Annotated in this window: 15 protein-coding genes and 1 riboswitch; all 15 genes read right to left on the bottom strand. The window is 42.5% G+C overall.

The window, feature by feature from the left end; genetic code table 11:
- Positions 1–244 precede the first annotated feature (244 nt).
- A complete protein-coding gene (locus tag R8389_RS01190) occupies positions 245–958 on the bottom strand; it encodes a coenzyme F420-0:L-glutamate ligase (RefSeq protein WP_317637694.1) in 714 nt (237 codons plus the stop codon).
- A 191-nt stretch (positions 959–1,149) separates the two neighbouring features.
- Positions 1,150–1,623, bottom strand: a complete 474-nt coding sequence (gene ribH / locus R8389_RS01185; protein ID WP_317637693.1) for a 6,7-dimethyl-8-ribityllumazine synthase — start codon at positions 1,621–1,623, stop codon at positions 1,150–1,152.
- Position 1,624: 1 nt separating this feature from the next.
- Positions 1,625–2,851, bottom strand: a complete 1,227-nt coding sequence (ribA, locus tag R8389_RS01180) for a GTP cyclohydrolase II (protein WP_317637692.1) — start codon at positions 2,849–2,851, stop codon at positions 1,625–1,627.
- On the bottom strand, positions 2,851–3,471 hold the full coding sequence (locus R8389_RS01175; RefSeq protein ID WP_317637691.1) for a riboflavin synthase: 621 nt from the start codon (positions 3,469–3,471) through the stop codon (positions 2,851–2,853). The genes ribA and R8389_RS01175 overlap by 1 nt, the downstream gene beginning before the upstream one ends.
- Positions 3,472–4,527 (bottom strand): bifunctional diaminohydroxyphosphoribosylaminopyrimidine deaminase/5-amino-6-(5-phosphoribosylamino)uracil reductase RibD, encoded by a 1,056-nt coding sequence (gene ribD, locus R8389_RS01170; protein WP_425604643.1) that lies wholly within the window; start codon positions 4,525–4,527, stop codon positions 3,472–3,474. It abuts the gene before it with no gap.
- Between the two features lie 110 nt (positions 4,528–4,637).
- Positions 4,638–4,772: riboswitch (FMN riboswitch) on the bottom strand.
- 504 nt (positions 4,773–5,276) lie between these two features.
- Positions 5,277–6,083, bottom strand: coding sequence for a helveticin J family class III bacteriocin (locus R8389_RS01165; RefSeq protein ID WP_425604642.1), 807 nt, complete (start codon positions 6,081–6,083; stop codon positions 5,277–5,279).
- Positions 6,084–6,244: 161 nt separating this feature from the next.
- Entirely contained in the window at positions 6,245–7,543 is a 1,299-nt protein-coding gene (locus R8389_RS01160; RefSeq protein WP_317637689.1) for an SLAP domain-containing protein, read from the bottom strand.
- 119 nt (positions 7,544–7,662) lie between these two features.
- Entirely contained in the window at positions 7,663–7,857 is a 195-nt protein-coding gene (locus R8389_RS01155; protein ID WP_317637688.1) for a hypothetical protein, read from the bottom strand.
- A gap of 117 nt (positions 7,858–7,974) precedes the next feature.
- Positions 7,975–8,724 (bottom strand): aspartate/glutamate racemase family protein, encoded by a 750-nt coding sequence (locus tag R8389_RS01150; protein WP_317637687.1) that lies wholly within the window; start codon positions 8,722–8,724, stop codon positions 7,975–7,977.
- Positions 8,725–8,737: 13 nt separating this feature from the next.
- A complete protein-coding gene (locus tag R8389_RS01145) occupies positions 8,738–10,309 on the bottom strand; it encodes a UDP-N-acetylmuramoyl-L-alanyl-D-glutamate--2,6-diaminopimelate ligase (protein ID WP_317637686.1) in 1,572 nt (523 codons plus the stop codon).
- Between the two features lie 44 nt (positions 10,310–10,353).
- On the bottom strand, positions 10,354–11,508 hold the full coding sequence (locus R8389_RS01140; protein ID WP_317637685.1) for a sensor histidine kinase: 1,155 nt from the start codon (positions 11,506–11,508) through the stop codon (positions 10,354–10,356).
- 4 nt (positions 11,509–11,512) lie between these two features.
- A complete protein-coding gene (gene croR, locus R8389_RS01135) occupies positions 11,513–12,199 on the bottom strand; it encodes a response regulator transcription factor CroR (protein WP_317637684.1) in 687 nt (228 codons plus the stop codon).
- Between the two features lie 171 nt (positions 12,200–12,370).
- The gene (locus R8389_RS01130; RefSeq protein ID WP_317638221.1) at positions 12,371–13,339 is read right to left on the bottom strand and encodes an ABC transporter ATP-binding protein; all 969 of its coding nucleotides are present in this window, start codon (positions 13,337–13,339) and stop codon (positions 12,371–12,373) included.
- A gap of 2 nt (positions 13,340–13,341) precedes the next feature.
- Positions 13,342–14,868: an ABC transporter permease/substrate-binding protein gene (locus tag R8389_RS01125; protein WP_317637683.1), complete on the bottom strand. Its 1,527-nt coding sequence runs from the start codon at positions 14,866–14,868 to the stop codon at positions 13,342–13,344.
- Between the two features lie 210 nt (positions 14,869–15,078).
- A complete protein-coding gene (locus R8389_RS01120) occupies positions 15,079–16,947 on the bottom strand; it encodes an ABC transporter ATP-binding protein (protein ID WP_425604641.1) in 1,869 nt (622 codons plus the stop codon).
- Between the last annotated feature and the right edge of the window lie 2 nt (positions 16,948–16,949).

Genomic DNA, 16,949 nt, shown 5'->3' with positions numbered 1-16,949 from the left:
GGTATTAGTATGCGCTTACAACATAATCTAGTTGCCTTTTTGGCAAACCATAACTGCCAAAATGAATTTGCAAAACTTTTGACAGCAAAAAATCAATAATAAATAAAAATGACACTAGACGATATATTGTCTAGTGTCATTTTTTGCAAGTGTTGTAATTAAGAGATTTTCAAAAAATTTGAAATGAATATAGGATATATTATTTTTTCGCTAATTATTTTATTTATCCTCCCTCTAAAAATAACTACCTTCCATTCACCACATCCCCGATTCCGCACTCAAGTGACTTCTCATAGTCCAAACCATGAATGCAGACTAATGGAATGTTGACACCGCGCTGACCCATTACCAGACCCGCAGCGGCTGCCAGCAGATCACACAGGGTCTCAGACGTATGTGTATGCTCGTTGACCCGCAAACCACTAAGTCCGCTAAGGCCAATTGCGACCTGAGTTGCACCCTTTTTATCAACACGGCCATCACTATCCGTAATAATGACACTCGTCCTGATGCCCAATTCAGCAAAAATTGCAGCACGAATTTCCCGTGCCGATCGATCACAATCCTGCGGCAAAGTAATTACGGTATCACCCTGACCCTTGTCGACCCCGCCACTGGTTAGAAACAGGCCACTGGACAGCCATGCACCAAGATAATTATCAGCTATTTCAAGGCTGTTGCCAGTTGGATCACCTGTTTGATCAATAACCACTTGGATTAATCGGGCATCTTTACGCGGAATTTGAGCATGAATTTTCTGTGCTAGCACAGACGGTCTTACCTGACCCAGCTCAATTACATTGCCTTCGGCAATCGAACATAGCTTAGAAGCAACACAAAGGACATCCCCTTCTGCAATTGTAAAGTTCTCTTTTTTTATCGTTTCTACCAGTATTTTGGGTAAATAACCTGGTTCAGAAATCTGGGGAACGCCATGCAAGCCGTTAATTTCAATCATTTCTTTACTCCCATTTGCTTTACCAAAAAAATTACTCTATCAAGCAAATTATAAAAGTTAACTAATCATTTTACTAGCTCATTTTCACCCCAACAAAATAACCAAAAACAGGACATTCCTCTTTAAAGAAATGTCCTGTTTTGTATGCCGGTACCAATGGCGTAGCACCAGCACGATGCACTCATTTATTCTTATAGTTGGTCAATTTGCTCTTCGATACTCAGAACCTCTAAGACATCGGTGGCGCACTCTGCACCCTTGTTGCCTGACTTGCCACCGGCCCGGTCCGTTGCCTGGGCCACCGTGTCAGTCATAAGCACCCCAAACATCACAGGAACTGGACCATTGGCAGACGCCTCAGCGATTTGTGCCGTGGCCCCCTCACACACATAGGTAAAGTGGGCGGTCTCTCCGCGGATTACCGCACCCAGCGCGATGACCCCGTCGACCTTACCACTGTTGGCCAGGCAGTTAGCAGCACGAGCCACTTCAAAGGCCCCCGGTACATGAACGACCACAATGTTTTCATCTTGTACACCCGACTTCTGCAATTGGGCGATTGCCCCAGTTAGTAAACGGTCGGTTACAACACCGTTAAACTGGGCACAGACGATGCCGATGCGCTTGTCCTGACCAACAGTAATATTACCCGTAATTTCCTTCATTTTAGTCCACCTCATTCAAAATATGATTCATTTCATGCTTCTTAGTTGTCAAGTACCGTTTATTTTCTGCCGTTAGGCCCACTTCAACTGGCAGACGCTTGACGACCTTGATGCCGTAGCCTTCCAGCTGGTCAACCTTGTCCGGATTGTTAGTCATTAGTTCAATTTCGCTTATGCCTTTTTGGCGCAAGATTTCCGCCGCAATGTTATAGCGGCGCGCATCCACCGGTAGACCTAGATGCTGGTTAGCCTCGACCGTGTTCATTCCTTCATCCTGCAGTTGGTAGGCGCGCAACTTGTTTTCCAAGCCAATGCCGCGGCCCTCTTGGCGCAGGTACAGAACAGCCCCCGACCCATTAGCTTCTATCTTAGTCAAAGCTTCAGCCAGCTGGGCACCACAATCGCAGCGTTTAGAGCTAAAAACATCACCCGTCAGACATTCACTGTGCAGGCGGAGCAACAGTGGTTCACCCGGCTTGACCTTCCCCTTGCTGATAAGCAGGGTTGGTTCTTTATCCGGATGCTTTTTGTCGCGGAAGCCCTCAAGCATGAAGTGTCCGTACTTGGTTGGAAAATCAACTTGGGCAAAAGCCTCGATGTCCAGGTCCTTGTTCTCCTGACCCTTGCGGTATTCAATCAATTCCTCAATCGTCAGGTAGGGAATTCCTAGCCCTTCGGCCAAGGCTTTTAAGTCCTTGCGCCGCGCCATCGTGCCATCTTTTTTGATGCATTCGCAAATAAAGCCAACCGGTGCAACACCGGCCAGGCGGGCCAAATCTAGTGAGGCCTCGGTGTGACCGGTCCGCTCCAAAACGCCGCCCTCCTTTGCGACCAAGGGAAAGACGTGACCAGGATGGTAAAAGTCATCCCACTTGCTACTCGGGTCGGCCAGCTTCTTAATCGTCTTGGCTCGGTCAAAGGCTGAAATGCCGGTAGTCGTTTCTGTCGCATCCACACTCAGGGTAAAGGCGGTACCAAAGGTGTCGTTTGATCCCGTTTCAATCGGCGCTAGCTGCATGCGATCGGCATAGTCCTTGCTCATCGGTACGCAGAGCAGGCCGCGCGCCTTAGAAATCATCATGTTGACTGTCTCCGGCGTCACCTTTTCAGCCAGGCCAATCATGTCACCTTCAGACTCACGTTGGGGTGAATCCGCTACGATTATCAGACCGCCTGCCCGCATGTGGTCTAAAATTTTGGTCATTTTTTCGTTTAATTGATCGCTCATTATCTTTTCTCCGTTAAAACTCTTTTTTTCCACGCCTGAATCTGCTTGACTGCATAGCGGCCAAGCATGTCGACTTCGATGTTAACTAAATCACCTAAACCATAATGGGCCAGCGTTGTGTTGGCAACTGTAAAGGGAATTAGGCTGACACCAAATGCGTCTTGCTGGGCCATTGTGACCGTCAAGCTGATACCGTCGATTGCAATTGACCCCTTTTCAACAATATAGGGATCATACTTATGGGGCACCCGAAAGCCCAGTTCAACCGCATTTTCATTCTCCACCCGGTCAATTAATTCCGCTGTAGTATCAACGTGTCCAGCAACAATATGACCGTCCAGTTTGCTGTCTAATGCAAGTGACGGTTCTAAATTAACTAGGCTGCCGCGAGCCAACCTACCCAGGTTAGTTCGCCTCATTGTCTCCGGCATTACGTCAACCGTGAAGTCACTTTCTCGCCAATCAGTTACCGTTAAGCAAATACCGTTGACGGCAATGCTGGCCCCAAGCGGCAAGCTACTTTCAACTAGCTTGGGAGCGCTAACACCTAAGCGCGCATGCTGGTCAGTAACGTCTAAACGCGTAATTCTACCTGTTGTCTGAATAATTCCTGTAAACATTTATTCTCTCCTTGCGCGAAGGCGCACGTCTGGACCCAAAGTTTGGACATCACATACTTGGTAATGCACCTTCTGTGATGCTTCCTGGCCCATTGCTACGGGCAGTGCTGACCCACCAAGCAGTGTCGGTGCAATGTAAGCAACCACCTCATCAGCCAAGGCGGCTGCAATAAACTGGGCCTGCACATTGCTACCACCCTCTACCAGTAACGACTGCAGGTTGTGATCGGTCAACAATTGCACAATTTTCGCTGGCGTCCATTTTTCAGCGGTAAAACAGCGCACGTTTTCTTCGTGCCGTTCCGTTAGTTCGGTTTGACTCAATAGCCAGATAGGGCCAGGCGTCTTGAATATTTTTTTAGTCAAATCAAGTCGGTTGGCATCACGTGTTAACACAATCCTGATTGGCAGTTGCGGCAGGGGCCTAATCCTGACCGTCAGCAGCGGATCGTCCACGCGCACCGTGTTTGCACCTACCAAGATAGCCTGATTACGCAGGCGCAACTGCTGCACGTCATCTTGTGCCGCCTCACCCGTCAACATTGTGCGCTTGTTCCCAGCCTCATTGAGCTTGCCGTCAAGCGACATTGCATATTTCATGGTGACCAGTGGCCGTTGCTGACGGTAAAAGAAGTTATACGCCTCATTCAAGTACTCCGTGCCACCGATTACTTCCGTTTCCACGTTATGTTCATTGAGATATTTAATTCCCTTACCGCCTACAACTTCGTGGGGATCAACCTGACCTATAATGACCCGCTTGATGCCGGCTGCAGCCACCTTCTTACAGCAAGGCGGCTGCTTGCCGTAGTGGCTGCACGGCTCCAACGTAACATAGAGCGTTGCGCCACGCGCTTCTTCAAACTTCGTCAAATGCAACAGCGCATTAACTTCCGCGTGTTCACGCCCGTACTGGTGGTGGTAGCCGGTGGCCAGCACCTGACCGTCTTTGACAATCACGGCTCCCACCAAGGGGTTGGTCCAGGTCATGCCTTGCGCCTTCACTGCTTCTTTGACAGCCATCCGCATATAATCTTTATCTTGCAATTTTTTCACTTCCTAAGCATAGAAAAACCCCGTTGAAGTTAATCAACGGGGCGCTTTTTTATTAACTAAATATGATTTCAGCTCAGTCTGCTCTAGCGCGAGTCAAATATTAGTTGTTATTTGTTCTTCTCCCATCCAGACTTTAACTGTCGGTACTAGACTTGCACTAGTTCCACCGCTTAACGCGGGTCACGGACTTCAACGCACTCGTTGTCACCGTCGGTAGGGAATTGCACCCTGCCCCGAAGAAACCGTATTCAATTAAATCAAGAATAGTCCTGATTTACTTAATCGTCAATACTTAAAGGAGGAAATTATTCAATAATAGTCGTATGGGTAGGAAACTCAATTTATCAAAGTTTCATCAAGATATCCCATACTACAACCATTAAAATGTCAGAAAAATTTGTACTAATTGTGAAATTGGCTAGTAAGCAAAAAAAGGAAGACTATTAATTCAGTCTTCCCTTTTGCTATACGGGTTAAAATTCACAAACAATTATTTATTGCCAAATTGAGCCTTGTGGCTCTAAGTATTAAACCTACTTCGCTTAAACTGCATTATGTTAAGTTCGATTGGTCTATTCGTTTCACCAAGAAACTTCAAAAATATGATTACGTGTTGTTACATCATCTGAATTTCTATGATAAGAAACAGTTAGGTAAAGATTATTTTCACTAATTACTTGAACGCTTTCTAGTTCAGTGTAATATCCTGGTGTATCTAACGCGTTTTCATTATTTAGTGCTATCTGATCTCAAGCTTCCTTTTTAATTTTTCCCCAAGGGATCTTATAAATATTTCGTTCAGATTCGCCTGATTTTTGACTAGAAATATAGATATTGTTTCGATCATCTAAGTCATACCCTTGGATTGAGCCAATACCAGAATATCTATTTGTAATATTAGGAATAGCAAAGTAACCTAAACAAGAAATATTACCAATATTAACATCGGAATTTCCAGCCTGATTTAATTCACGATTAATAGTAGCTAAATTGTACAAGAAGAAATAACCATTCCCTGTAGTATCAATAGTTGCTAATAAAAATTTGGTGTAATCAGGTGAGACAGCAGCTTCTGATCGGAATAAATCTTTACCAGTGAAAGTTTCTTCCGTAAAGTTCCCAGAAGCATCAATCTTTTTCCCAATACCTGCACGATTCAAGTAAGAAAGACGTGGCAGATTGATATTAGTTGTATGTGTCGTTTTATCTGGAATTTGTACTCGAGCTATTTGTGAAGCCCAGAAGCGTTTTTCATTATCTGCAGTTGATTTTTTCCCCTTAGTACCAACAAACCAAGAATTTTTTTGTCCAGCATATTCAAAGGTTTGAGTATGACCACCAGCAATACCAGTTAATGTTAAAACGGTGTTCTTATTGAAGTTCATGTCGCTTTGCAAGGAGGCTTTAAATACATAAGTTCCTCCCTTATATAACTGTAAAGCATAGCAATTACTTTTAGTTACGTTACCTTTTTGGACAACTCTTTGATAAAGTCCGTTATTATGTTCATCTAGTGTATACATTAAGCTAACTGAAGCATTTGATTTTGTATTCATTTTGATTTCCTTTCAAATAAAAATAATTTTTAAAACAAGTTAATTTAATCTCGAGATCATAAACATTTTATGACACAGGTTCCATAAAGTCAAACAAATGTTCGGAAAAATATAAAAATAAAACAGAAGACTTTTCTTCTGTTTTATTGCCTAACATAAATCTATTTTCTATTTTTGGTATAAAAGCCAGGGGTTGTATTGATGTACGGCGTGGTTCCGTCTAATATGTTATCAATTTCATCTTGCTCTTTTGTTTTGTTAATGACATCATTTTGTGCCTGATCTAATAGAAAGACAACTTTTTTTACTGCAGAAATGCTTGCTGTAGTAGACTTAATCGTATCTTTAGCAAACTGTAAAATATATTTATAATGGTAATTACGGTTAGTAGCTGCTTCTAGCATTTTAGTAGGAATGTTTTTGGCTTGACTAATTAATTTTTGTAATTCCTCCTTATCTGCTGAAGTAGCGGTTTTTGCTTCAATTTGTGCTTGCTCGGGCGTATTATCTGGCTTTAGGAATGAACCAGATACATACTTAGTGTTGTCTGCTTTAACATAGACAAGACCATCGCCATAACCTGGATTACCAGTGTAGTTTGCCGGTGAAGAGAGTGTAAATGGTTCCCAAGAATATTTCAATAAATAAAACAATTCTGCTTTATTTTCACTAGGGATCCATAGATAAGTCAATTCTTCGACAGGATACATATCCCCTGGTAAAAAAGTAGAATGAATAAGCGAGGTAGCCCTTTTAGAGCCATAATTGTCATAAGTATCAGCTGTTTGTAAAAATGAAATATAAGTGTATTTAGTATAGACTTTTAAATTTTGCCGTGGTTTAGTTTTTACACTGTCTGTGAGTATAAAAGCATTTGTTGTCCCACTAACCCGATATTCTATGAGATCTTCAGGATCGCTTGACACTGAAGTAATACGGTCAACTTTAAAGGTTTTACCATTCTTAATTGTAGTTTTATCTTTACCAATGCCAACAGCATACGGCTTGTTAGTAAAATTATCTTTGATTGTCACCGTGGCTTCAGAGGTATACAGCGGCTTGCCAGCGATTTGACTGACGTTGCTGGCTTTAATGTAGCCACCAGCACCAATGCCATAGTAATATTGCCCCTTTATTTGTTTATAAGGAAGCCAAGACTGGTTGTAGTTGTCGTCGTCGAGTAAGAAGAAGTGTTTGCTGTTGCGCTCGGCAGGTTCGATTGCACCAGTAAATTTAACGGTGGCGCCTTTTTTGAGGTGGGTCTTCCATGTGCTGCCGCGATAAGTACGAAGGGGCTTGCCAGCTTTGTTATAAACATAGGCACCGTGGGCTAACTTCAATTTATTAGTGGTAGTGGCAGCAGTGACTGTGTTACTGGTAGTGGTTGCTAATGGAATCGCACCACCGAGAGCCAAGGTGCCGGCAACTGCTCCTAGGATGAGTTTTTTACTAATTTTCATAATAATACCTCGAACATAAAATTAATCTCTCACGCTAATTATAGTACATTGAAATAATTAAGATAGAAAAACAACAGCGATAATGATATTGTTAGTGATTTCAAAACTTTTTAGCAGATTTATAACATCCAATCGGCAAAGTGCAGCGGAATATTATTATTCTTACCAAAATACTTCTTAAAGACATTGATAAAATGCCCGTTATCTTCCCATTGATGAGAACGAAGGTCATTCAAAGTTAAAAGGACCGTTACTACTAGATTGGTTAACAGAATAATTACTAGACCGATAAGTGTGTATAAAAGATACAGCATAGTTGTTCCTCCATTCATAATTTGATGTGTACTAATTATCTAATACGGTATAACTATTTGACCATCTTGTCAACTTTTAGTCAAAAAAAGACCAGCGACTCTTAAAAATCGCTGATCTTATTGATATAAATACTTTTGTACTACTTCTTTTGGGTTCTGGCCCGCGCGAATTTGCTGTTCAAGTTCAATTGCAACATCAGCCAGAATCGACTGTGGATCAATGACATGATACGGGTGGTCTGGTGCTTTTTCCTGAGCTAAAGACAGTTCAGTACACCCTAATAAAATGACCTTACAACCATATTGATCGTGCATTGTGCGCAAAATGTGATGGTATAATTCTGCATCCACAATCCCTTTTTCCTTAATATTAGTGTAAATTAACCTCGTAACCAGCGGTTGAATTTCTGGTCCGCCCAGTTCCACAGTACGCTTTACCTTCTCAATCTCATCCACATACAGGTGGTCATAAATTGATCCTTCTGTAGCAATGACACCAATTCTTTGTTCTTGGGGGTATTCATCAACAAAGTGGTGGACAGCAATCCGCATCATGTTCAAAAAGGGAATATCAGTCAGTTTAGCCAAATCATCATAAAAATAGTGTGCCGTATTACAAGGCATTACCATAAAGTCCGGCTTCAGCTGGGCCTGTTGCAGAATATCTTCACGCAAAGCAAAGAAAAAATTAGACTTGGTGTGGTCCTTGATATAAGTTGTGCGATCAGGGATTTGAGCATCATTTACTAAAAGATAGTTTAAATAATCCTGGTCCCTACTAATCTTAACCCGATGGTTAAGCATCCGCACATAGCTCTCCGTAGCGATCGTTCCCATCCCACCAATAATACTAAAGAAATCTTTCATTTTGTCCGCTTTTCTAGTGCTTAAAGTGCTCGTCTTGACCTTCCAACTCGTTAATTGCTTGCTGGGCAACCGTAATGTCTGACAAATACGGCGTGTCAATTCCACGAATTTTCTGGAAGTTATCCTCACCTTTACCACAAATAAGTACCACATCATTTTTGCCTGCCAGAACAATTGCATCATGAATGGCCTTAGCCCGATCTAGTTCAAAAGTTACCTCAACTCTAGAATGGTCGATCCCAGCATTAATTTCTTCAGCGATTTGTTTTGGATCCTCAAAGCCCGGATCATCAGTCGTCAAGAACACCTTGTCGGCATAGACATTTAAACTATGACTAAAACCGGCGCGCCGGGACTCACCTTTATCGCCGGGTGCACCTACAACCACAATAATTTTGGGATTGTCGAATTCACGTTGCATAAAACCCATTAGAGCCATCATTGAAGCTTCATTGTGAGCATAATCAACAACTACAACTCCATGTTCTTGGGTAACCTCTGTCTGCATTCTACCTGGAACTGTCACTGCAGCAATTCCGCGAGCCGCATCATCATGATTCATACCAGCAAGACCAGCTCCAATAATCGCCGCCGTACCGTTTGACTGGTTAAAGTCACCCAGCATTTTCAGCCGATAGTTACCGGCAATCTCCAGTGCCTTAGCCTTGTCACTTACACATAAGACCTGAAAGCAGGTTTGGACCATGTCACTTTCCTGAGCTGCGTATCGAAAATCAATTGTTTCTTTCAATTCAGGATTGGCAAACTGCTCATCGGCAAATAGGTAGATACTATTTGGTTCGGTGGTTGTCGTCGCTGCCGCATATACTTCACTAAAGCGGTCAGTTTGGGCATTAATGATACACTTGCGGGCATTAACTAGTAATTGGAGCTTGCAGTGCAAATAATCAGCAAAGTTAGGATGTTCATTAGGACCAATGTGATCAGGCGTAATATTAAGGAAAAAGCCCAGGTCATAAGTTAGGCCAAATACCCGGTTTTTCTTATAAGCCTGGCTTGAAACTTCCATCACCAAATGGGTCATTCCATTATCAGCAGCATTGCGCATGTCACGGAATAAGTCAAGTGACTCCGGCGTGGTCAAACTAGACTTGAAGGTATCTTCAGGCTGCTGTCCGACAACATTATTAACCGATGAAAGAAGCGCTGTCTTACCTCCATTGATCTGGTCCAGCATCCCCTTTAAAAAGTAGGCAGTCGTTGTCTTACCCTTAGTGCCCGTGATCCCAACTACATACAAGTCATCCTGAGGAAAACGGAAGAACGCCGCAGACAATAAGGCCATTGCCTTAGACACGTCACGCACGATTAAGGCGTGCATACCCTTACCCTCTGGATAAGGCTGCTCTGCCACATAACAATTAGCACCGTTGTCTTTCGCCATCGACAAGTAAGTCGGTCGGAACCCTGCTCCCTTACAAAAGAACAAGGTATTCGTTTGGATGTCGCGTGAATCATATGATACATACTCCATCCTGGTCATAACCGTGTCTTGAACCGCGCTCGATTTCAACAAGTGGTGTTCTTTCAAAATTAAAATACAGGTATTTAAAGAAATACTCATGCTATACCCCTCTGTTTTTTATCTCAGTCAAAATTATAACACAGCTAGGCTACCGTGTTAGTATTCTTTGGGTCTAGCGGCAAACTAATAATGAACTTGGTCCAATCCGGATCTGATTCACAACGGATTTTGCCATGATGTAAGTCGACAATACTCTTAGTAATCGATAGGCCCAACCCAGTCCCACCTGTTTCTGTATTGCGCGAAGTTTCCACCCGATAAAAGCGTTCAAAGATTTTTTTCAAGGATGCGGCCGGAATTTGGGCCCCGTTATTTTCTACCCGCAATTCCACTTCATTATTGTTGACCAAGTTGGCAATTAGGTTGATCTGACTTGCACCGGTACCATACTTCAAGGCATTGCTAATCAGGTTATTATAGATGCGAACAAGTTTTTCTGGATCAGCTTGAATTGTCAACTCCTTGGGTCTGGTTTCAATATTAAACTCAATGTTCTTTTCTTCAGCCTCGATTTCAAACCCGGCAGCCACCTGTTCCAGCATGGAAAAAATATGCAAAGTGGATAAGTTCAACTCAGTCGTAGTCGACTTAAGTGTCGTATATTCAAGTAGGTCATGAGCCAGTGCCTTCATCTGTTCTGCTTTGGTAAAGGCGATATTGAGGTAACGCTGTTGATCTTCAGGATCAGCCACACCCGACTTTAACAAGCCTAAATAGCCAATAATCGACGTTAGCGGTGTTCTGATATCGTGCGATACATTGCTGATTAATTCGTCCTTGGACTTTTCAATTGTCCGTTCCTCTTCAATAGCATTGACCGTACTGCTGACCAGTGAATTAATTGAATCAATCACTTTTTGCAAGTCGGTTTTTACTCTAAACGAAATCTTGTGGTCAAAGTGCCCTTGAGCGATATAGTGAAGTTCAGAAATAACATGGCGCAGCTGCATCTGGTGGTAGCGTCGAATCAGGCGCCAGCAAAGTACAATCGAATCCCCAATACCCATAATAATCAAAAACGTGTTTTGCCAGGACCACAAATGGCGGCCACCGGCAAAGGTAATGGTCTTCTTTAAAAAATAGATGCCATTAACCAAGTTCTTGTTTTGGAGAATAGTCAAATTAATCAGAATGACAACCGATAAATTGAGTAGTAACAAGAGGACCACCGTAATGACCCCTTCGGCAAATAACTCGCTTTTTTCCGCTGCGGTTAACTTGACCCGTTCTTTTTTCATTTAGCTAAGCCTCAATTTTATAGCCAACGCCCCAAACAGTCTGGATAACATCCTCACCATCTGTCGCCTTTTGGATCTTATCTCGTAAGTGTGACACGTGGACCATGACCGTCTTAGCCGACACAATCGATTCTTGTTGCCAAACTCGTTCAAAAATTTCATCCGCTGAGAAGACGCGGTTAGGGTGACTAGCCAGCAGGTAAAGTATCCCAAACTCTAACGCCGTCAACTGAATGTCTTGACCGGCAATCGTCTTAACCTCGTGTGAATCGCGGTTAACGACCAGTGGCCCCACTTCTAAGACATCAGGTTCATCGTCCTTGACCTGTTTCTGACTGCGTCTGAGCAAGGACCGTACCCGAGCCATCACTTCAAGTGGATTAAAGGGTTTTGAGACGTAGTCATCGGCGCCCGTAATTAGACCCTTAATCTTGTCCATATCGCCAGTTTTGGCTGAGACAATAATAATCGGAATATCAGAATCCTTACGGACCTCCTTAATTACGTCAATCCCATTCATACTTGGCATCATCACATCCAGAATCATCAGCGAAATGTCAGGCGTGGTCGTCAGCTTAGTAATAGCCTCCTTACCACTATAGGCAACCACTGGCGTATAACCCTCGTTTTTAAGGTATATACTTAATAATTCAACGATTTCTTTATCATCATCAACAACCAAAATTTTCATAGGGCAAATTCCCTTCTTTTTAAACTTATTTTCAACTTAATTTCTACTAATATAGTGTAGCAGAATCTTTGTCTAATATTTTAGCTGATTTAAACCTAAACACCTAATAATCAGTCATAACTTTATCTTTTCATAAAAAAATAGAGTGACTTCCAGTTCAGCTTAGATCCTTTAACTAAAGTCATTAATCTCACTCAAGTATTTTATCACCCATCTTCGGTCTAAATATCCCATACATTCACCATTTGGGTCCTGAACCCCAACTTCTTCACGACGACTCAGCAGATTCAATAATTTTTCAAAGTTGCTGTCATCACTAAGAACCGGCATGCCAGCTGCTGGCGTTCGCGGATACACTTTTGGATCAGTAAATAAAATTGCTTGACGTAAAGGCGTTTGGTAGAGATCGTTGGCCAGGCATCCCCGGAAAAATTCTTGTACATACTCGGTTGCAGGGTGGCGCAAAAGTTCTTGCGGCCGCCCAACCTGTAACAAGTTCCCATCCTTCATAATGCCAATTCTATCCGCCAACCTAAGAGCCTCATTCATATCATGAGTGACAAATACAATCGTATTATGTAACTCTTTATGCAGGTCAATGACTAAATTCTGCAAGTTTGTTCGAGACAGCGGATCAAGAGCACTAAAAGGCTCATCCATTAACACAATCGGCGGTTTGGAAGCAATAGCACGTAGAATACCGATTCTTTGCTGTTCTCCACCAGACAACTCATGCGGGTATCGGTCAAAATAATCCTTTCCATTTAAGCCTACATCCTGCAGTAATTCTTTAGCCAGTCGTTTTAAGTCGCCTTGCTCTTTCTTGATTTCTGGAATAAGTGTAATGTTTTGGGCAACTGTCATATTAGGAAAAAGTGCAATTTGTTGGAGCACATAGCCGATTTTCCACCGTAATTTTTGCAAATCGTAGGCAGTAGTAGGCACATCATTAACCAGTATTTGTCCTGTACTTGGATCTTCCAACCGGTTAATCATTTTAATCGACGTGGTCTTTCCACTACCCGAATTTCCTACTAAAACAAATAATTCGCCCTGTTGAATATCCAGATTAAAGTCATTCACTACTAACTTGCCATTAAACGCCTTTTTAACATGATCGAATTTAATTGCGGTCGCCATCATTAATTCTCCTTAATCAAGTTATGTTTTACTAAGAAGCGGTGAGCCACTTGAGCAGGTTCTGCGTTTTTGACGTTAACCTCATAGTTCATTTTTTGCATTTGCTCTTCCGTGATTTTACCTGCCAGTTTATTTAGACTTCGTACTATTTTCGGATGTTTACGGGCAAAATTCGTATTCATCAGTGGTGCACCTTGATATACTGGAAAATTATGCTTATCGTCTTTTAAGATACTTAAATGATACTGCTGCAACTCACTATCAGTAGAATATGCATCAACAATATTGACCTTATTCTGCTGAATTGCCTGGTAGCGCAATGCAGGTTCCATTGATTTGACAGGAAAGTCAAGTCCGTAACGCTTTTTAATTCCTTTAAAGCCATCACTCCGATCAATAAATTCAAGTGTCATTCCACCTTTTAACTGATTGGCAATAATTGCTAGGTCGCTGATTTTTTCTATATGATATTTTGTCTTAAATGATCTTTTTACTGCCAAAGCATAGGTATTATCATAAGCCATGGGTTTAAGCAGAGTCAGCTTATCCTGCTTTTCTATCAGTGTCCGGGCCAGCTCATAAGTCTGCTTTTCATTTAGCTTACCCGCCTTTGTTTCCTTTTTAACAAAGGTCTCCAAAATTGTCCCAGTAAACTCAGGATAGAGATCAATCTTGTTATTTTTAAGAGCACTATACAAAAAAGTGGTTTTGCCAAAGTTGGGCTTTAAAACTACTTTTACATTCGCATCGTTCTGCTCAATCAGCTCTTTGTACATATTAATTAAAATTTCCGGTTCTGAACCCAACTTTCCAGCAATTGTTATCGTCTCTTTTTGGCCAGCAACTGCCTCATAAATTCCACTACCCGCCAAAAAAAGGATACTCATAGCGAGGACAGTCAGGCTGGCCTTAATTGAGGCATGTTCAAGCCACTTAATTAGGGCGCTCAGACTTATTGCCAAGAGCCCAGAACAAACCGCACCAATAATAATTAAGGCCGTATTATTTCGATCTATTCCGAGCAAAATGAAACTTCCCAAGCCACCTGCTCCAATTAAGGCTGCCATTGTCGCAGTTCCTATGATTAGAACCAAGGCAGTTCTAATGCCAGAAACAATTGTTGGCATTGCCAGTGGTAATTCAACTTTGACCAGTCTCTGCATACGGGGCATACCGAATGCTTCCGCTGCTTCTTCAAGAGCAGGATCTATTCCGGTCAATCCCAGGTAGGTGTTTTGAAAAACTGGTAGTAGAGCGTATACGACAAGTGCAATTACTGCCGGAACGGTCCCAATCCCAACCAGAGGGATGAGTAGACCCAAAAGAGCTAAAGACGGAATGGTCTGCAAAATACTGGCAACTTGCAAAAGAAACTCCGCCGACTTGGTATGCTTTACCGCCCAAAAGGCCAACGGCATTGCTATTATCATTGCAACTAGCAGTGATGCCAGTGATATCTGTAAGTGTTGCAGTAAAGCAACACCCAATTCACCCTTCCGTTCGTTCATTATTTGCAGTATTTGATTCATTGATAAATTCCCTCGTACTTTTTGGAGCATAACTTTTAAAAAGTGCTACTGTTATCTGTAATTAATCAGTATAATTAGGTTGACTTACTATAACATATTTTTTATTACTATAATGATTAAAATTTCCACCTTTAAGTACGAAACATATCCTTGACTTAGCTATAAACAAAAGATCTGATACCCATAATGAGTGTCAGATCTTTATTAAAATTATTCAATTTCTTTTTTGCCAGTATATAATTCGTAGTAGTAGCCCTGCTCCTTAAGCAGTTCATCGTGGTTACCAGCCTCGATAATATGACCATGGTCAAGAACTAGAATTAAGTCAGAGTTAACAATCGTCGACAAGCGGTGGGCAATCACAAAGCTCGTGCGCCCTGCCAAAAGGTTGTCCATGCCGGCCTGAACCAACTTTTCAGTTTGCGTGTCGATACTTGAAGTAGCTTCATCCAAAATCATCACCGGTTCATCCGCAATCATTGCCCGGGCAATACTTAGCAACTGCATCTGGCCCTGGGAGAGATCGCCACCATTACCATCAATAATGGTTTTGTAGCCCTCGTCCAGGTGATGGATGAATTCATCTGCATGTGATAGGTGAGCTGCTTGATATACTTCATCGTCACTAGCTTCTGTGTTACCAAAACGAATATTGTCCATCACTGTGCCCGTAAACATATGCGTGTCCTGCAGAACAATTGATAGAGAACGACGTAAATCATCTTTTTTAATCCGCTTAATCGGAATACCATCGTAAGTGATGGTTCCCGAATTAATCTCATAGAAGCGGTTAATCATATTAGAAATGGTTGTCTTCCCGGCTCCAGTCTCACCGACTAGAGCAACCTTCATGCCTGGCTTAGCATCGAGCGAAATATCATAAAGAATCTGCTTTTTAGGCGAATAACCAAAATTTACCTGGTCAAAGACAATATGGCCCTTAACCGTAATTTTCTGCATAGTTCCGTCTGCTTGCGGGACATTCCAATGCCACGTGCCCTTGACATTCTCATCCTTGGCGATAGTCACATCTCCGTCATCGACTTCAACCGCCTGGTCTTCCAAATCAAAAATACGCTTAGCACCAGCCAGAGCCATGACAATTGAGTTCAACTGTTGGGAAATCTGGGCAATTGGCATGGTAAATTGCTTAGACAACTGCAAGAAGGCCCCAATTACCCCCAGTGACAGTGGTGCAATGTGGTTAATTGCAACTGCTCCGCCTAAGACTGCAATCAAAACGTAGAGCAGGTTACCCATGTTGCCCATAATCGGAAATAGGATTGTCGCATAAGTGTTGGCCTTACCGGCTGCATCTTCTAAGGCCTGGTTGTACACATCAAAGTTTTTTTCAACTTCTGGTTCATGGCTGAAGACCTTAATGACCTTTAACCCATTAAGCATCTCTTCGTTATAACCGTTAACTTGCCCCAATTCCTTTTGTTGCAACTGAAAGTAGTGTGACGAGCGAGTAGTCAGGAAACGAACCACGCCAATTGAAAGTGCAAAAATAATTAAGGTGAAGATGGTTAGCTGCCAGCTAAGACTTAACATTGCTCCCAGGGCAAAGACTACATTCAAGGTTGAGTTCAAAAACTGAGGAATTGACTGCGAAATCATCTGCATTAGGGTGTCGATGTCGTTAGTATAGCGGCTCATGATATCACCGTAATCATTGCCGTCAAAGTAGGCAATCGGCAATTTCTCCATGTGTTCGAACATCTCATTACGCACCCGATATTGCACCTTCTGGGCCAAAACCGCCATTAGCATCGCAAAGAGGTAATTGGCAATAAAGCCAATGGCATAAAAGCCAAACATAATCGTGATGGCATGCCATAATGGACCAAAGTTTGGTTGAGCCTGCTTAGTCAAAGGAATAATGTAGTCATTAATCAGCCGCTCAATAAATAGCGAGCCAGCCACGGTTGCTGCCGCGGTTAGCACAATTGCTACCAGCGAAACCACTAGCATCCACGGACTAGTGCTTGCTATCAGCTTGAGCAACCGCATTAAAGTAGTGGTACGGTGGCCCTTCATATTAGTATTCTTGTTTTCTGCTGCTTTATCCAAATCCATCA

Origin of the sequence: Lactobacillus xylocopicola, from assembly GCF_033096005.1 — a bacterium.
Lineage (GTDB): Bacteria > Bacillota > Bacilli > Lactobacillales > Lactobacillaceae > Lactobacillus > Lactobacillus xylocopicola.
The sequence above is the reverse complement of the archived record's forward strand: the minus strand, read 5'-3'. Positions and strand labels throughout refer to the sequence as shown.

Excerpts from the sequence above, each read along its gene's own strand:
- R8389_RS01190 (WP_317637694.1), bottom strand. The coding sequence starts at position 958 with ATGATTGAAATTAACGGCTTGCATGGCGTTCCCCAGATTTCTGAACCA.
- ribH (WP_317637693.1), bottom strand. The coding sequence starts at position 1,623 with ATGAAGGAAATTACGGGTAATATTACTGTTGGTCAGGACAAGCGCATC.
- ribA (WP_317637692.1), bottom strand. The coding sequence starts at position 2,851 with ATGAGCGATCAATTAAACGAAAAAATGACCAAAATTTTAGACCACATG.
- R8389_RS01175 (WP_317637691.1), bottom strand. The coding sequence starts at position 3,471 with ATGTTTACAGGAATTATTCAGACAACAGGTAGAATTACGCGTTTAGAC.
- R8389_RS01165 (WP_425604642.1), bottom strand. The coding sequence starts at position 6,083 with ATGAATACAAAATCAAATGCTTCAGTTAGCTTAATGTATACACTAGAT.
- R8389_RS01160 (WP_317637689.1), bottom strand. The coding sequence starts at position 7,543 with ATGAAAATTAGTAAAAAACTCATCCTAGGAGCAGTTGCCGGCACCTTG.
- R8389_RS01155 (WP_317637688.1), bottom strand. The coding sequence starts at position 7,857 with ATGCTGTATCTTTTATACACACTTATCGGTCTAGTAATTATTCTGTTA.
- R8389_RS01150 (WP_317637687.1), bottom strand. The coding sequence starts at position 8,724 with ATGAAAGATTTCTTTAGTATTATTGGTGGGATGGGAACGATCGCTACG.
- R8389_RS01145 (WP_317637686.1), bottom strand. The coding sequence starts at position 10,309 with ATGAGTATTTCTTTAAATACCTGTATTTTAATTTTGAAAGAACACCAC.
- R8389_RS01140 (WP_317637685.1), bottom strand. The coding sequence starts at position 11,508 with ATGAAAAAAGAACGGGTCAAGTTAACCGCAGCGGAAAAAAGCGAGTTA.
- croR (WP_317637684.1), bottom strand. The coding sequence starts at position 12,199 with ATGAAAATTTTGGTTGTTGATGATGATAAAGAAATCGTTGAATTATTA.
- R8389_RS01130 (WP_317638221.1), bottom strand. The coding sequence starts at position 13,339 with ATGGCGACCGCAATTAAATTCGATCATGTTAAAAAGGCGTTTAATGGC.
- R8389_RS01125 (WP_317637683.1), bottom strand. The coding sequence starts at position 14,868 with ATGAATCAAATACTGCAAATAATGAACGAACGGAAGGGTGAATTGGGT.
- R8389_RS01120 (WP_425604641.1), bottom strand. The coding sequence starts at position 16,947 with ATGGATTTGGATAAAGCAGCAGAAAACAAGAATACTAATATGAAGGGC.